The 15,381-nt window shown below is 57.7% G+C and carries 15 protein-coding genes; 3 read left to right on the top strand and 12 right to left on the bottom strand.

Annotation, left to right across the window (positions count from 1 at the left end; all coding sequences use genetic code 11):
- Window positions 1-2: 2 nt before the first annotated feature.
- The 6 genes from QC816_RS00450 to ampD all read right to left on the bottom strand — a co-directional run bounded on the left by QC816_RS00450 (window position 3) and on the right by ampD (window position 8,122).
- Window positions 3-710: a class I SAM-dependent methyltransferase gene (locus tag QC816_RS00450; RefSeq protein WP_085917094.1), complete on the bottom strand. Its 708-nt coding sequence runs from the start codon at window positions 708-710 to the stop codon at window positions 3-5.
- The gene (tsaB, locus tag QC816_RS00445; RefSeq protein ID WP_264823631.1) at window positions 707-1,405 is read right to left on the bottom strand and encodes a tRNA (adenosine(37)-N6)-threonylcarbamoyltransferase complex dimerization subunit type 1 TsaB; all 699 of its coding nucleotides are present in this window, start codon (window positions 1,403-1,405) and stop codon (window positions 707-709) included. Before tsaB ends, QC816_RS00450 begins: the two co-directional genes overlap by 4 nt.
- 114 nt (window positions 1,406-1,519) lie before the next feature.
- Entirely contained in the window at window positions 1,520-2,173 is a 654-nt protein-coding gene (gene adk / locus QC816_RS00440; RefSeq protein ID WP_085917092.1) for an adenylate kinase, read from the bottom strand.
- A gap of 236 nt (window positions 2,174-2,409) precedes the next feature.
- A complete protein-coding gene (gene aceF, locus QC816_RS00435) occupies window positions 2,410-4,440 on the bottom strand; it encodes a dihydrolipoyllysine-residue acetyltransferase (protein ID WP_309780544.1) in 2,031 nt (676 codons plus the stop codon).
- A gap of 58 nt (window positions 4,441-4,498) precedes the next feature.
- Window positions 4,499-7,171 carry a pyruvate dehydrogenase (acetyl-transferring), homodimeric type gene (gene aceE / locus QC816_RS00430; protein ID WP_264823633.1) on the bottom strand — a complete coding sequence of 891 codons (2,673 nt, stop codon included), beginning with the start codon at window positions 7,169-7,171 and terminating at the stop codon, window positions 4,499-4,501.
- A 348-nt stretch (window positions 7,172-7,519) separates the two neighbouring features.
- Window positions 7,520-8,122 (bottom strand): 1,6-anhydro-N-acetylmuramyl-L-alanine amidase AmpD, encoded by a 603-nt coding sequence (gene ampD / locus QC816_RS00425; RefSeq protein ID WP_233337433.1) that lies wholly within the window; start codon window positions 8,120-8,122, stop codon window positions 7,520-7,522.
- A gap of 81 nt (window positions 8,123-8,203) precedes the next feature.
- On the opposite strand from ampD, the gene nadC reads away from it, so the two are divergent.
- On the top strand, window positions 8,204-9,058 hold the full coding sequence (gene nadC / locus QC816_RS00420) for a carboxylating nicotinate-nucleotide diphosphorylase (protein WP_085917088.1): 855 nt from the start codon (window positions 8,204-8,206) through the stop codon (window positions 9,056-9,058).
- Window positions 9,059-9,068: 10 nt separating this feature from the next.
- Here the strand turns inward: nadC and QC816_RS00415 are convergent, their stop codons facing one another.
- The gene (locus QC816_RS00415) at window positions 9,069-9,590 is read right to left on the bottom strand and encodes a GNAT family N-acetyltransferase (RefSeq protein ID WP_085917087.1); all 522 of its coding nucleotides are present in this window, start codon (window positions 9,588-9,590) and stop codon (window positions 9,069-9,071) included.
- A 117-nt stretch (window positions 9,591-9,707) separates the two neighbouring features.
- Between QC816_RS00415 and tsaA the strand changes: the two genes are divergently transcribed.
- A complete protein-coding gene (gene tsaA / locus QC816_RS00410) occupies window positions 9,708-10,436 on the top strand; it encodes a tRNA (N6-threonylcarbamoyladenosine(37)-N6)-methyltransferase TrmO (protein WP_085917086.1) in 729 nt (242 codons plus the stop codon).
- A 3-nt stretch (window positions 10,437-10,439) separates the two neighbouring features.
- Here the strand turns inward: tsaA and purC are convergent, their stop codons facing one another.
- The 3 genes from purC to dapA all read right to left on the bottom strand — a co-directional run bounded on the left by purC (window position 10,440) and on the right by dapA (window position 13,149).
- The gene (purC, locus tag QC816_RS00405; protein WP_085917085.1) at window positions 10,440-11,156 is read right to left on the bottom strand and encodes a phosphoribosylaminoimidazolesuccinocarboxamide synthase; all 717 of its coding nucleotides are present in this window, start codon (window positions 11,154-11,156) and stop codon (window positions 10,440-10,442) included.
- Between the two features lie 32 nt (window positions 11,157-11,188).
- On the bottom strand, window positions 11,189-12,184 hold the full coding sequence (locus QC816_RS00400; RefSeq protein ID WP_085917084.1) for an outer membrane protein assembly factor BamC: 996 nt from the start codon (window positions 12,182-12,184) through the stop codon (window positions 11,189-11,191).
- A gap of 80 nt (window positions 12,185-12,264) precedes the next feature.
- The gene (dapA, locus tag QC816_RS00395) at window positions 12,265-13,149 is read right to left on the bottom strand and encodes a 4-hydroxy-tetrahydrodipicolinate synthase (RefSeq protein WP_085917083.1); all 885 of its coding nucleotides are present in this window, start codon (window positions 13,147-13,149) and stop codon (window positions 12,265-12,267) included.
- Window positions 13,150-13,400: 251 nt separating this feature from the next.
- On the opposite strand from dapA, the gene QC816_RS00390 reads away from it, so the two are divergent.
- Window positions 13,401-13,874 (top strand): peroxiredoxin, encoded by a 474-nt coding sequence (locus tag QC816_RS00390; protein WP_264823635.1) that lies wholly within the window; start codon window positions 13,401-13,403, stop codon window positions 13,872-13,874.
- A gap of 63 nt (window positions 13,875-13,937) precedes the next feature.
- On the opposite strand, the gene QC816_RS00385 is transcribed toward QC816_RS00390, so the two are convergent.
- Both QC816_RS00385 and QC816_RS00380 read right to left on the bottom strand, forming a co-directional pair.
- Window positions 13,938-15,041: an AI-2E family transporter gene (locus QC816_RS00385; protein ID WP_199283970.1), complete on the bottom strand. Its 1,104-nt coding sequence runs from the start codon at window positions 15,039-15,041 to the stop codon at window positions 13,938-13,940.
- The gene (locus tag QC816_RS00380; protein ID WP_085917080.1) at window positions 15,038-15,301 is read right to left on the bottom strand and encodes a sulfurtransferase TusA family protein; all 264 of its coding nucleotides are present in this window, start codon (window positions 15,299-15,301) and stop codon (window positions 15,038-15,040) included. Before QC816_RS00380 ends, QC816_RS00385 begins: the two co-directional genes overlap by 4 nt.
- Window positions 15,302-15,381 lie beyond the last annotated feature (80 nt).

Here is a 15,381-nt window from a genome sequence, read left to right as displayed (position 1 = left end):
CATTAGCGCGTCAGGGCGCGATGGACATACATATCGTAGCGACTGGTTTTGCCTTCCAGCGTGTGCTGGGGTGAAGGTCCGTCAATCGGCGGCGCCTTGCGTGGTCGCTTGACCACCACACGGTGAGTGGCCACATCCAAAGCCGCTTCCAGCAGGCGAGGCGCATCGTCATCATCGCCCGCCAGCTCGCGAAACAGGCGCATCTCTTTTTTGACCAATGCGGATTTTTCACGGTGGGGAAACATGGGGTCCAAATGGACAACCTCAGGATTAAAGTCAGCGTCAGCCACCAGCGCGGCCAATGCCCCAGCGGCATCCCCATGGCGCAACGTCATACGCGCGGCAATGGGCGCGGTGTCGACCGAGTTGGCTGCACGGGCCAAACCATCGGCAAGCAGGGCGGCAATCGCCGGGACGCGCTCGATCATCAACACCGACGCCCCCAGGCTTGCCAGCACAAAGGCATCGCGGCCCAGACCGGCCGTGGCATCAACCACGTATGGGTCGCAACCCTTGTTCAGACCACAGGCCTTGGCCACCAACTGACCACGTCCGCCGCCAAATTGACGCCGATGAGCAGCCCGGCCCGCCACAAAATCAACACTGAGAGGTTTGCCGAACTGCCGCTCATCGCCGGTCAATACCAGTTGCCCATCACGGTAGGCAAGCATTAACCCGGCGGGCAGTTCACCGACATCGGGCAGTGTCATGCGGGCTTTTTCCACGCCACCTGGTTGCGCAGATAGACCGGCTGCACGGCGTGGGCTGGCTGCCCCAGACCAACCGCGAAGTCCCGGGCGGCCAGCCAGGCCATTTCCTCAGCACGCGGCTCCAGGTCGGTCAGGTGCTGCGTCATCGCCGCCTGCAAGGGTGCGCTGAACTGCTCCCAACGTGTAAAACCGGAACCGATACCGACCCAATCGGGTTCTTCGTCAGGCAGAGTTACCGCATCAGGCGCCATGACCGCCTCGGCACTTTGAAGGCGCAAGCTGTCGTGCAAACAGTGCCACGTCGCCACATAAACTTCTCCCATTCGGGCATCCAGCGCGGTGACAACATGGCGCAAGTGATAGCGTCGGTGGGCCTGGAGTGCCAGCGCTTCGAGCGTGGAGATACCCAGCAACGGTCGATCCAGTCCAAATGCCAGGCCTTGCGCTGCCCCCGCTGCGATACGCAGCCCGGTAAACGAACCGGGGCCGCGACCGTAGGCAATCGCATCCAGCTGGCTTGAGGTAACCTGGGCGTCGCCCAACACCTCATCGACCATCGGCAACAGCCGCCGGGTATGCGCACGCGGTGTCATTTCAAAGCGCGCAACACACTCGCTGTGGTCGGCGTCCTGACGCAGCAAGGCAGCGGAGCAGGCACTTGAAGAGGCATCGAGGGCGAGAAGATATAGCGACATAGCGATTCAGCACTCGTGAGAAGTAGAGAGGCATTATACCTTTGCCTTGCGCATACGACGATGACCCGCACTTGGCGGGCCATCACGTATTGGCTCGTGCTTGCCTGGGGCGCCCTAACTCAGCGCTTCGGTGACCTGACGCGTAATATCATCCACGCTTCCAACCCCTTCAACGCGGTGGTATTGCGGTGCCGCCTCGGGGTCTTCCTTAGCCCACTGCTGGTAATAATCGACCAGCGGTGCCGTTTGATCATGATAAACCGCCAGCCGATTACGTACAGTAGACTCCTGGTCGTCCTCGCGCTGAATCAGCGCCTCGCCGGTCACGTCATCCTTGCCCGGCTCTTTGGGAGGATTGTGCTCCACATGATAGACCCGCCCAGACTCAGGGTGAACGCGCCGCCCCGCCAAGCGGTTAACAATTTCCTCATCGGGAACGGCAATTTCCAGCACGTGGTCAAGCTTGACGCCGCCTTCTTTCATGGCATCCGCCTGGGGAATGGTGCGTGGGAAGCCGTCGAACAGAAAGCCATTTTCGCAGTCGGGCTGGTTGATACGCTCTTTGACCAAGTCGATAATGATATCGTCGGACACCAGGCCACCGCTGTTCATGATCTCTTTGACCTTGAGGCCCAGCTCGCTGCCATCCTTGATCGCCGCGCGTAACATGTCGCCGGTGGAAATCTGGGGAATTTTATAACGCTCACAGATGAACTGAGCTTGAGTCCCCTTCCCCGCACCGGGGGCACCCAACAGGATTAAACGCATGGCTCTGCTCCTTGAATAATAGAAATGCAATAAATCAATCAGCCGACAATAACCGTGCCTCTAAGGCGACACAACTACCCAAAAGCCTGAAAGCATGGTTGTGAAGGCATTTTTTTAAATAAAATCAGCCAAGTGACGCCCAACCTGTACTTTGGTCGCCCTTGTGTTCAAACAAAGGAGGCCCAAACACGAGCGGCGCCCTGACGGACGCCGCTCGCAAGACCCTCCATTGCCACTTACAGCAGTAGACGGCGAATATCGGTCAGGACATCCGCAAGGAACGCGGTAAAGCGCGCTGCATCCGCACCGTTGATCGCACGGTGATCGTATGACAGCGATAGCGGCATCATAAGCCTCGGCTGGAAGGCACTGCCATCCCATACCGGCTTCATCTGGGACTTGGAAACACCCAGAATGGCCACTTCCGGTGCATTGACGATAGGTGTGAACGCGGTACCGCCAATCGAGCCCAGGCTCGAAATGGTAAAGCACCCACCGGTCATCTCGTCACGCTTGAGCTTTTTGGACTGCGCTTTCTTGCCAAGCTCAGCCATCTCCTTGGCAATCTCAATCAGGGATTTCTGGTCGGCGTTACGCACCACCGGGACCATCAAGCCTTCTGGCGTGTCCACCGCCACCCCGATATGCACATAGTTCTTCCATACCAGCGTTTCGCCGTCACCTTTCAGGCTGACGTTGAACTGCGGGAATTTGCGCAGTGCGAAGGCACAAGCCTTGACCATGAACGGCAGCGGCGTCAGCTTCGCGCCCTGGGCCTCGGCTTCTGCTTTCATCGACTTGCGGAAGTTCTCAAGCTCGGTGATATCCGCTTCGTCGAACTGGGTAACGTGGGGCACGTTGAGCCAGCTGCGATGCAAATTGGTCGCGCCCATCTTGAGCAGACGACCCATCGGCTTCTCTTCCACCTCGCCAAACTGGCTGAAGTCAACTTCCGGGATCGGCGGTATACCTGCGCCACCGGTGGCAGCGGGCGCTGCACCCGCCTGCGCTTTGCCCTGATTGGCAATGGCCTGTTTCACATAGGCCTGAACATCTTCTTTCAACACACGGTCTTTCGGGCCACTGGGCTTGACCAGCCCCAGGTCAACACCCAGTTCGCGTGCCAGCATGCGCACGGCGGGGCCAGCATGAACCAACTTGCCATCACGTGGCTTGTGCGATGCCATCTGCGCTTCGGGGCTGGGGGTGCCAGCAGGCGACTCGGCAGATTTGGCACTGGATGGGCTGGCGCTCTGCGGCTGGGCTTTTTCAGAGGCGGCCTTTTTCGGGGCTGCCTGCTTGGCACCCGCGACTTCAATATAGCCGATCACATCGCCTTCGGAGACCGTGTCGCCCTCTTTGACGGTCAGCTCAAGGAGCTTGCCTTTGTAGGGGCTAGGGACATCCATTGACGCCTTGTCGGATTCCAGCGTGATTAACGGGTCTTCTTCGTTGACCTCGTCTCCGGCCGCTACGCCAATTTCAATAATCGGTACGTCAGAGGAGCCGGACAGGTCCGGTACTCGAATCTCTTTGCGCGCCGGCTCACCGCTAGCAGCTTCTTCTGGCTCGTCATGCTGCTCAGCCGCCGCTTGTGGTTCGCTGCTGGCCTGGCTGGACGTCTGCTCGTCGGCCGTGTCTTCGGCGTCGTCGCCTTCACCGGCGATTTCCATTTGCCCAATGACATCGCCTTCAGAGACCGTATCACCTTCTTTCACGCTGAACGAAACGATCTTACCGGTATGAGGACTCGGCACGTCCATGGAGGCTTTATCGGACTCCAGAGTGATCAAGGTATCTTCGGCGTCAACTTCATCGCCTTCACCCACCGCGACTTCAATGATTTCGACGTTATCCGAGCCACCCAGATCGGGCACTTTGATATCCACGGTCTGCTTGCCGCCGGACGCCTTCTTGGCGGCAGGCTTCGAGGGTTCCGGCGCAGGTGCTTTGGAGGGGGCTTCGTCCTGCTGGCTGCCGGATGACTCAGCGGGAGAGGCGTCGCTTTCACCCCCGGCGTCGCCACCACCTTCGACTTCCAGCTCGACGATATCGTCACCTTCAGAGACGCTATCGCCCTCTTTGACCAGCACCTTTATGACCTTCCCCCCTTTCGGAGCCGGTACGTCCATGCTGGCTTTATCGGATTCGAGCGTGATCAGGGTGTCTTCTGCTTCAATGACATCGCCTTCCGACACCGCAATCTCGATGATTTCGACATCGGTATCGCCACCGATATCGGGAACTTTGATGATTTCGCTACTCAAGGTCGCGCTCCTTTAAAATCGGATCGAGCCGGCGGGCATTTGCCCGCCGGGCAGCGGATCAGCTGGTCAGCGGGTTCGGCTTGTTGACATCGATGCCGTACTTCTTCAGGGCGTCACCGACAAGCTTGCGATCGATTTCGCCACGGTCTGCCAGTGCGCGCAGCGCCGCAACAGTCACGAAGTAACGATCCACCTCAAAGAAGTAACGCAGCTTCTCGCGGGTATCGGAACGACCAAAGCCATCGGTACCCAGTACAGTGTAATCGTTCGGCACCCAGGCACGCACCTGATCAGCGTATAGCTTCATGTAGTCGGTAGACGCAATCACCGGCCCTTCCCGGCCTTCCAGACACTTGGTGACGTGAGGCTTGATGGCCTCGGCATCAGGGCTCAGGAAGGCTTCCCGGTCCAGCAGCAGTGCTTCACGACGTAGTTCATTGAAGCTGGTCACGCTCCAGATATCAGCGCCAATCCCCCAGTCGTTTTCAAGCAGCGTGGCCGCTTCTTCGACTTCGCGCAGGATCGTACCCGAACCCATCAGCTGCACGCGGCCTTTTTTGCCCTTGGTTTCGCGTAGCAGGTACATGCCTTTGACGATGTCATCGACAGGCACAGTTTCAAGCTCGGGGTGCTCGTAGTTCTCGTTCATGACCGTCAGGTAATAGAAGCAGTTCTCCTTGTCGGTGAACATGCGCTTCATGCCATCATGCAGAATCACCGCGACCTCATGGGCATAGGTCGGGTCGTAGCTGCGGCAGTTGGGAATGGTCGATGCCTGAATCAGGCTGTGGCCATCCTGGTGCTGCAAACCCTCACCGTTGAGCGTCGTGCGGCCTGCGGTACCGCCAACCATGAAGCCACGTGCCTGCAGGTCGCCTGCAGCCCAGGCCAGATCGCCGATACGCTGGAAGCCGAACATCGAGTAATAGACGTAGAACGGCAGCAGGGTGACGTTGTTGTTGCTGTAGGAGGTGGCCGCTGCAATCCACGCGGACATTGCGCCTGCTTCGGAAATACCCTCCTCGAGAATCTGGCCCTTCTGATCTTCACGGTAGAACATGATCTGGCCTTTATCGACCGGCTCATACTTCTGCCCTTCAGAGGTGTAGATCCCCAACTGACGGAACATGCCTTCCATGCCGAAGGTACGCGCCTCGTCAGGAATAATCGGCACCACTTTCTTGCCGATCTTCTTGTCCTTGACCAGCCCGTTCAGCACCCGCACAAACGCCATGGTGGTGGACACTTCACGGCCTTTGGAACCGCCCATTTGCGAGGCAAAGGCTTTATCTTCAAGGGTGGGAATTTCCAGCGCCTCGAAGTCGCTGCGACGGCTGGGCAAATAGCCACCCAGGCGCTCGCGCTGCAGGTGCAAGTACTTGAGCTCGGGGGAATCCTGCTCTGGCATGTAGTACGGCACGTCTTTGAGCTGCTCGTCGGTCAGCGGAATGCCGAAGCGGTCACGGAAAGTCTTCAGCGCCTCGTATTCCATGCTCTTGACCTGGTGGGCTTCGTTGGCGGCTTCGCCATCGCCACTACCCATGCCATAGCCCTTGACGGTATGCGCCAGGATGACCGTGGGCTTGCCGTTCGAGGTATTGACCGCCTCGTGGTAGGCCGCGTAGACCTTGAACGGGTCGTGACCACCGCGGTTGAGCTTCCAGATGTCCTCGTCGGAGAGGTCTTTGACCATCTCTTCGGTTTCCGGATACTTGCCGAAGAAGTGCTCGCGGGTATAGGCCCCGCCGTTGGCCTTGTAGTTCTGATACTCGCCGTCGACTGCTTCGTCCATGCGGTTTTGCAGAATGCCTTTCTTGTCCTTCTCGAACAGTGGATCCCAGTGGCGACCCCAGACAACCTTGATAACGTTCCAGCCCGCACCGCGGAATACACCCTCGAATTCGTCCATGACGCGGGAATTACCGCGCACAGGGCCATCCAGACGCTGGAGGTTACAGTTGATGACGAAAATCAGGTTGTCGAGGTTTTCACGACCGGCCAGTGAAATGGCGCCCAGAGATTCCGGCTCGTCGCACTCGCCGTCACCCAGGAAGCACCAGATCTTGCGGTCGTACATGTCTTTCAGCTCACGGTGATGCAGGTACTTCATCACGTGCGCCTGGTAGATCGCCTGGATCGGACCAAGGCCCATGGAAACCGTCGGGAATTGCCAGTAATCCGGCATCAGCCACGGGTGCGGGTAGGATGACAGGCCATCACCATCGACTTCCTGGCGGAAACGGTCCATCTGTTCTTCGCTCAGGCGGCCTTCCAGGTAGGAGCGCGCGTAGATACCCGGTGCCACGTGGCCCTGAATGTAGATCAGGTCGCCTTCGAAGTCGCCCTGAGGAGCACGGAAAAAGTGGTTAAAGCCCACGTCATACAGCGTGGCTGATGACATGAAGCTGGCAATGTGGCCGCCCAGACCGGGCTTGGCGCGGTTGTTGCGAATCACCTGGGCAATGGCATTATAGCGGATCAAGGAGCGGATACGCCGCTCCATGAACAGGTCGCCAGGCATCGGCGCTTCGCGGTGAACCGGAATCGTATTACGATGCGGGGTTGTCACCGAGAAGGGCACCCTCATGCCGTCCCGACGCAGGCGGTCCGCCAGGCGGGTCATCAGGTAGCGGGCACGATCTTCGCCCTCACGATCCAATACCGACTCCAGGGAATCAATCCATTCCGTGGTTTCGATCGGATCGAGATCTTCTCTTGTCTCCAGACTCATAGAGGTCTCTCCGAATGACGATAAATGACAATCAACCCCGCTGGCCCGTTGGGCCTGGGGCGGCTGTGGTGTGTCGCCACCACTGGCATGCTGACAGTCGACGCCTGAGCGTCGTCTGGTTTTTCTTCTACATTCAACGAGCTACATACATGGAAATGTAGTAAAGCTACATAATTGTTGTAAAAGTTAGCCTTTTGTATAGGCGAAGATACCGCAAAGTCGCCACGCTGCCAATTACAGTAACACCTAAAAGGCTATCGAAAACAAACTATTGCACCGCAACATAAGGCATTGTTAAGGCACTTGCCAAGACGACCCAGACCCCCCTCATGTAGTCAAACTACCGTTTTAATTTCTTGACTCATCCCGACTTAAATCATCTTCCTGGGTCGCAACCAACTGACGCCAATAAGCCCAATCAAACGTTGGCCCGGGGTCGGTTTTACGCAACGGTGCCACCCGTGCATGACTGGTCACACGCTCCGGGGTAAGCGCAGGATAACGGCCCAACAACCACCGAGCAGCCTTGGCCAACGCCACATACTGGGCCTTGGTAAAGGGCGTCGTTTCATCACCTTCCAGTTCAATACCCACCGAAAAATCATTGAGCGCTTGCCGCCAGCGCTGTTGGCGCGAATCCCACCAACGGGAACGTCCTGCGTGCCAGGCCCGCTGATCGGTGTCGACAAACTGGACGCATTCGCCATCGCGGCGAATCAGCAGGTGGGCGGATACCCGTAAATGGGCAATGGCGGCAAAATAAGGATGTGCACCGGGGTCTAGCTGGTTGGTAAACAGTGCCTCAACGGCTGTTCCCTGAAACTGACCGGGAGGCAGGCTGATGGCATGAATCAGCAGTAGCGATACCTCGTCATCGGGGCGCTGGTCTGCATTTGGCGACGCCACCTGGCGTGCGACTTGCCATCGGCCAGGAGAAAATTGTCGGTCAATCACGCGAAGGACTCCTCTACGTTGGCGCTCTCTTTCACTATAATGCCGGTCATCGACGTTAACGCCCAGAGAATTGATGCCATGCATTACCAAACTGCCCTTGCCGAAGAAATCCGCTCCAGTGCTGCTCGTCTGCTCTCCGAAGACGTAGGCCCGGGCGATATCACCGCCGAGTTGATTCCGGACCACCAACTGGCGACGGCGGAGGTCATTACCCGCGTCCCGGCCGTGCTGTGCGGCGTTGCCTTTGTCGACGATATTTTCCGCCGCCTGGACAGCCGCGTTGCACTTTACTGGCAAGCCGCCGACGGTGACCGACTGGAGGCCGGGCAATGTTTTCTCACCCTGGAGGGCCCCGCACGTAGCCTGTTGACTGGCGAACGTGCCGCCCTCAACGTGCTGCAAACGCTGTCAGCCACGGCGACAACGACCCGCCGCTATGTCGACCTGATCGCCGACACCGGCGTGCGCTTGCTGGATACCCGCAAGACGCTGCCCGGCATGCGGCTGGCACAGAAATACGCCGTGATGTGTGGCGGCGGCCACAATCATCGCATTGGCCTGTGGGATGCGTTTCTGATCAAGGAAAATCATATCGCCGCCTGTGGCGGTATCCAGGCAGCGGTCGCCCAGGCGCGCAAACTGGCCGCCGAGCTTCCCGTTGAGGTTGAGGTCGAAAATTTCGCCGAGTTGGAACAGGCGCTGGCCGCGAAAGCAGATGTCATTATGCTGGATAACTTCAGCCTGGATGAACTGCGCACGGCCGTTGAACTGACGGCTGGCAGCGCCACGCTTGAAGCGTCAGGGAATGTTGATACCGAGACCCTGCGCGCGATTGCTGAGACCGGCGTCGACTGTATCTCCTGCGGCACCTTGACCAAGGACATCCAGGCCATTGACCTGTCGATGCGGATCACCCGCCAAACAAACCGTTAACCGGATGAAGTCAGGTCTCGACGGCGTTAAGCCGCTTCTGCAGACGAAAACGCTGAAGCGGCTCACCGCCACGCTCAACCCACTGCTCGCCAAGGTTTTCCCAACCGCGCCGCAGCAGCCGTTCATAGAGCGTCAGGCTTGCCTCGATCTGAATACGGGAAACACCCTGCTCCAACAGCCACCGTTCAGCGTGAATCAACAGCGTGGTGCCGATGCCGCGTCCGTTGAGCGATGGCCACACATAGAGGGTCTCAACCCGTCCGGCTGGCACATCAAGTTCAATAAACCCGACGCAGCGACCATCACAGCTGGCAACAAGCGTCGTATATAGCGCCTGGCGCGCTGACCAGGCGCTGGCCTCGCGGGGTAAGGCGCTCGCCCATGCGCGCCGCTGCGCCAGGCTGTAACGCGTTGCAGCCCCTTGCATGACGGCATGGTAAAACACCTCCGCTTGATCAGCGGCATCTCTGGCACGTGCCACGCGGTAGGTGATGCGGGCCGTCGAGGGCTGTGCAGTCTGTTCATCTGTCATGTTTCACCATGTGAGCGTTATCGCTTTCTTTTTTCAAGGCATGCTCAGCACCACTGTACTGAGAACACGGCTGTTTTATACTCAGCCCTCTGGTTTTCCCTTTGATAAGGCAGTGTGATGCATCATGCCCCTTCCAGCGAGTCCTTTACACTGACGCCTATCGGCTATGTGGTTAGCGACTACGCCGACAAGTTTGGCGTTCCCCGCCAGCCTGGCCTGGCGCCTGCAGCCAACGCCGAGTTGATACTTAGCCCGCCTTATGACGACCCGCTGGTCGTGCGCGGGCTCGACGCGTTCAGCCATGTGTGGATCAGCTTTGTGTTCCACCAGAGTCCTGAACGCTGGTCACCTCTCGTCAGACCGCCGCGGTTAGGTGGCAACCGAAAAGTGGGCGTGTTTGCCAGCCGCAGTACGCATCGCCCCAACAGGCTAGGTCTTTCGCTTGTCGAACTGGGGGGTATTGATACCCATCAGGGCGTGCGCCTGAAACTGTCAGGCTGCGACCTGGTCAACGGCACCCCCGTGGTGGATATTAAACCCTACCTCCCCTGGGCTGAATCCCCACCTAATGCGCAAGCAGGCTTTGCCCCCGCCCCACCCGAACAGTTGACGGTTCAGTTCAGCGCTACTGCCCTTGATCAGTTGGCACAGCGTGCTGATCGCGACTCATTAAGCGCGCTGATCGAGCAGGTCATTGGTCAGGATCCTCGACCGGCCTACCGGCACGGCCAAGCTTCCGAGCGGGTTTACGGTGTCCGGCTTCGCGATGTGGACGTCAAATTTTGTCCGCGCCAGAACGGCGAAGCCACCACACTGGAGGTGGTGGCTATCGACATTAGCGGCTAGACGTTAGCGGGGAAAGGTAACCCCGAGGCGGCGGCCAACTTCTTCGTAGGCTTCAATCACGCCGCCAAGGCCCTGGCGAAAACGATCCTTGTCGAGCTTCTCGCGGGTATTGGCGTCCCATAACCGGCATCCGTCCGGGGAGAACTCATCACCCAGCACCACTTGGCCGTTAAATACGCCAAACTCAAGCTTGTAATCCACCAGGAGCATATCGCCCTCCGCAAACAGCTGCTTGAGCACATGATTGACCTTGAAGGTGAGCGTTTTCATCTTGGCGAGCTGCTCTGGGGTCGCCCAGCCAAACGTTTCCGCCAGCGACTCGTTGATCATCGGGTCGCCCTTTTCGTCGTTTTTCAGGAACAGTTCGAACGTCGGCGGGTTCAGCGCGATACCTTCCTCAACGCCGAGTCGCTTGACCAGACCGCCCGCGGCAATATTGCGCACCACGCATTCCACCGGGATCATCTGCATCTTCTTGACCAGACTTTCTGTGTCAGAAAGCTGCTTCTCGAAATGCGTCGGAATGCCGGCATCTTCCAGCCGCTCCATGATGTAGGCATTGAAGAGGTTATTCACCATCCCCTTGCGCGCCAGCGACTCTTTCTTCTTGCCGTCAAAGGCGCTGGTGTCATCACGAAACTCAAGTACCAGCAGATCCGGATCATCGGTGGTGTAGACAGATTTTGCCTTACCGGCATAGAGTTCTTGGCGCTTTTCCATGGGAGCTCCGCAGAGAGACAAAGGTCATTGAATTAACGTAAATAGCTGGATACCCGCTCGAGCAGTTCGCGCTCGGCGTTTTCGCTCAACGGCTGCTCACCGGTTGCCTTGGCGCGAAGCACGCTTTGGTCGCCGCGAGGCTCAACGATCAGGCGCACTTCTTGGGCCTGATCGCTGGTATCGGTGAATAACACCACCTGCAACAAACTCCGGTCCCGCTGTTCACGGGCCAGATAGCTTACAAGGAAGGCATAGTTATCAGCGTCGGCGGCCAGCAACTCACGCTCGTCAGTTTGATCGAAGTCCTGCGCCAGATAATGATGGATCTCAGCCCATACACGATCTGCCGCGTAAGGTATTGATACTTCCCACCCATCACCACGCTGACGAAGCGAGAGGGGGTCATTGTTTTCCAAACGCTGCGCGCTCCAGGATGATGCAGTCGCCGAAGCGGATTGAGAAGCGGAAGCGTTGGCGCTCAGATAGGTTTTTAGAGCCTCAAGGCAGCTTGTCATGCTTTGGCCGCCACGCTCGCAGCGGACTTCACTACTCCCCTCCCGGAGACCGCTTTGCAAACGAAACTCAGCCTGAGAGGTGACCAGAACACCATCGCTGGCACGGCTTTCCTGAACGTCCAGACCGCGCTGACGTGCGAAGCTTTCAAGCTGTGTCCAGACGCTCCCCGGATCAGCCGCAACGACTAACCAGCGCTGATCTCCGATCTCACGGCCTTCAACATAATCTACTTCCGTACTTCCCCCAACCGTAAGAGGTTGAGGAGGACGCACTTCGGCCACCCCATCACGAGCACGCTGGCTGGCTGCTTCCGGCACCGGCAGTGCCTGACGATAACGCTGAGTATTGCGGGTTTCCGGCAATACCAACGGCGACGCAGGTTCTACGTCAGCATAATCCAAATTGCGATCATCATAAAAACCTTCATCCCGGGCGCAACCGGCAAGCGTCACGACACCTGCCAGCGCCAGCGGAATCCATTTCAGCGCGTGTTTTCCAAGCACAGAGCTCATCAAGCCACCTTAACAGTCAACAGATCGTTTACCTGACGCCATGCAACCCAGGATCGCCAAGTAGCAAAATTCTTTGCGGTTTATTCCTCGACAACCCCAGCAAGCTGAAGGGCCTCACTGACCGTGGCGTGATACTTGTCTGACAGCCATGTCAGCGGCAGGCGAATACCCGCGTCTGCGTAACCCATTCGGTTTAACGCCCACTTTACCGGAATAGGATTAGACTCGATCCCCAGATTGGTATGCAGCGGCATCAAGCGTGTATTGATCTGGTGCGCCTTATCCGCATCCCCGGCGACCGCAGCGGCACAAAGCTCATGCATGGCCTTGGGCGCTACGTTCGCGGTCACCGAAATATCACCATGCCCACCCATCAGCATGAAATCACAGGCGGTGGCATCGTCACCCGAGTAAAGCATGAAGTCGCTGCCCTTGAGACGGGCGATAAGATCTTCCGCGCGCTCCAGGTTACCCGTGGCATCTTTCAAGCCGATGATGTTGTTAATGTCGGCCAACCTGACCACCGTTTCATTATAAAGGTCTGAGCAGGTGCGGCCCGGCACATTGTAGAGAATGACCGGCAATTTACTGCCTTCCGCTACCGCTTTGAAGTGCTGATACAAGCCTTCCTGAGTCGGCTTGTTATAGTAGGGGCATACGGACAGGCAATAGTCAGCACCGACTTCACTGGCATAACGCGCCAACTCGACGGCCTCAGAGGTCGCGTTCCCCCCTGTACCGGCAATGACCGGAATGCGTCCATCCACTTCCTCGACCACACTGCGTATCACGTCGAAGTGCTCGGCAAACGACATGGTCGTGGGCTCACCCGTAGTACCTGCGGCCACAATCCCGTCGGTGCCATTGTCGAGGTGGAAGTTCACCAGACGACGAAGCGCCTCCCAGTCGATGTCGCCATTGACTTTCATCGGCGTCGCCAGGGCGACGATGCTGCCTGTGATCATCCTTTTTTCCTCACCTGCAAGTGGTTAAATCGAGCGTCTGAATATCACGAGATAAGGAGCCGAGCTAGTGCTTTACGCAGCGTGCCATCATCTCAACAGGAATCCACGAAGGACAAATGGTACTCAGGCCGCTCGACCCTGTACAGCGGAAAGCGCGGCGAGTTTTGCCCCTGCGATACTTTCTTCTTTGACATGCGGCGCAAGCTTGCGTGTAATCGCCCTTGAAAACCACGCTACCTGAGGAACCTTTTATGCCACTCGACATAGGCCAAACAGTCCCCGATTTTTCGGCACCGGCAACGGGCGATACCACCCTGACATTATCCGAGCTTCGCGGCCAACAGGTGGTGGTGTACTTCTATCCAAAGGCCAGCACGCCGGGATGCACCACCGAAGGCGGCGACTTTCGCGACCGCAAAGCTGACTTTGACGCCGCAAACACGGTGATTGTGGGTGTTTCCCGGGACGGCATCCGTGCCCAGGAGAACTTCAAAGCCAAGCAGGACTTCAACTTTACGCTGGTGTCAGACAAGGACGAGACGATCTGCAAACTGTTTGATGTCATCAAGCTTAAAAAGCTTTACGGCAAAGAGCACCTGGGCATCGAACGCAGCACCTTTCTAATCGACGCCGAGGGTAAGCTTGCCCAGGCCTGGCGGGGCGTCAAAGTACCCGGGCACGTTGACGAAGTGCTCGCGGCGGCCCAGGCGCTTGACGCGTCGTAAGCCCCTTCCCCATCCAACAGACGGTTGGATGGGGAGGTTGCCAAACCCGCCATTCCATTTGACTTACAGTGACTCTTCGCTGGCGAGCGCATGATGTTGCTCCTCGCGCCCTTTCATTCCCCTCGGCCATGCATGCACCAACGCCTTCAACAGCGTGGCGAGCGGAATGGCAAAAAACACGCCCCAGAACCCCCATATACCACCGAAGAACAACACGGCCACAATCACCGACACTGGGTGGATATTGTTGGTTTCCGAGAACAGTACCGGGGCGAGTACGTTGCCATCCAGCGCCTGGATAACCCCGTAAGCCACCAGTACGTAGACAAACGACTCGCTTAACCCGAAGTGAAATCCGGCGACTGCAGCGACCGGCAAGGTGACCACGGCCGCGCCGATATACGGCACCAGCACCGAAAAACCGACCAATACCGCCAGCAGCGCCGTATACGGCAGCTGGAAGAACGAAAACGTGATAAAGGAGACGGTGCCGACAATAATGATCTCGATGAACTTGCCGCGAATGTAATTGGCAATCTGGTCGTCCATTTCATGCCAGATACGCGCCATCAAGGCACGTTTTTGCGGCAGCAATGACAATGTGAAGCCAACCAGCGCCTCTCGGTCCTTGAGCATGAAAAAGACCAAAATGGGCACCAGTACCAGATAGATAATCAGCGATAGAAGATTACCCAGAGAGGCCAGCGAAAGCGTCAGGGCACGCTGGCCCAACTGACTTATTTCGCGGCTGGCGACGCCAATCCAATTTTGCATTTGATCCGGGGTAATCAAGTTGGGGTAGCGCGATTGCAGTTCATCCAGCCAGTTTTGCCCGCTTGCAAACATGCGCGGCGTTTCCTGAACAAGACCAATCAACTGATCCCATATCAGCGGTAGCAAAATAAACGCCAGGGCTAATAGCACGCTGACAAAGCCGAGGAACACGACGATTACCGAGAGTAGATGAGGGATACCTCTCCGCGTCAATGCGCCCACCACGCCCTGGAGCAGGAAGGCAATGACCAACGCGGTAAAAAAAGGCGCCAACATACGGCCAAACCAGATCACCGCGGCAAATCCGGCGATGAGCACTACCAGCAGAATCAAGGCTTCTTCGTCTGAAAAATACCGTTCGACCCAGCTTTTCAAGATCGTACGCAGGCTCATGAGCGCTCGCCTTCTGCCTTGCGAAGCCAGTAATGATAGATATCGCCACACTGCTCACGGGCTTCCAGATGATGGGCGCTCTGCTCGGCAAAGGCTTCTATATCCCTCCACGAGCCTGCATCCGTGGCGCGCACTTCCAGTAACTGCCCAGGGGCAAGGCCTGCCAAGGCCTGCTTGGCCTTGAGCAGCGGCAGCGGGCAATGAAGCCCGCAGGCGTCGAGCACGCTATCAGGCTGTAAACGCGTTGTTCGCTCTACCATTTTTCTCCCCTCAAAAAAGACCCTGCACGTATCGATCATTGTTGCATAGACTGTGCAGTATTGACTGCGATTTGATTTAA

It is taken from the genome of Vreelandella janggokensis (assembly GCF_031451615.1).
Taxonomy (GTDB): Bacteria; Pseudomonadota; Gammaproteobacteria; order Pseudomonadales; family Halomonadaceae; genus Vreelandella; species Vreelandella janggokensis.
This window is presented reverse-complemented; position numbering and strand designations above follow the sequence as displayed.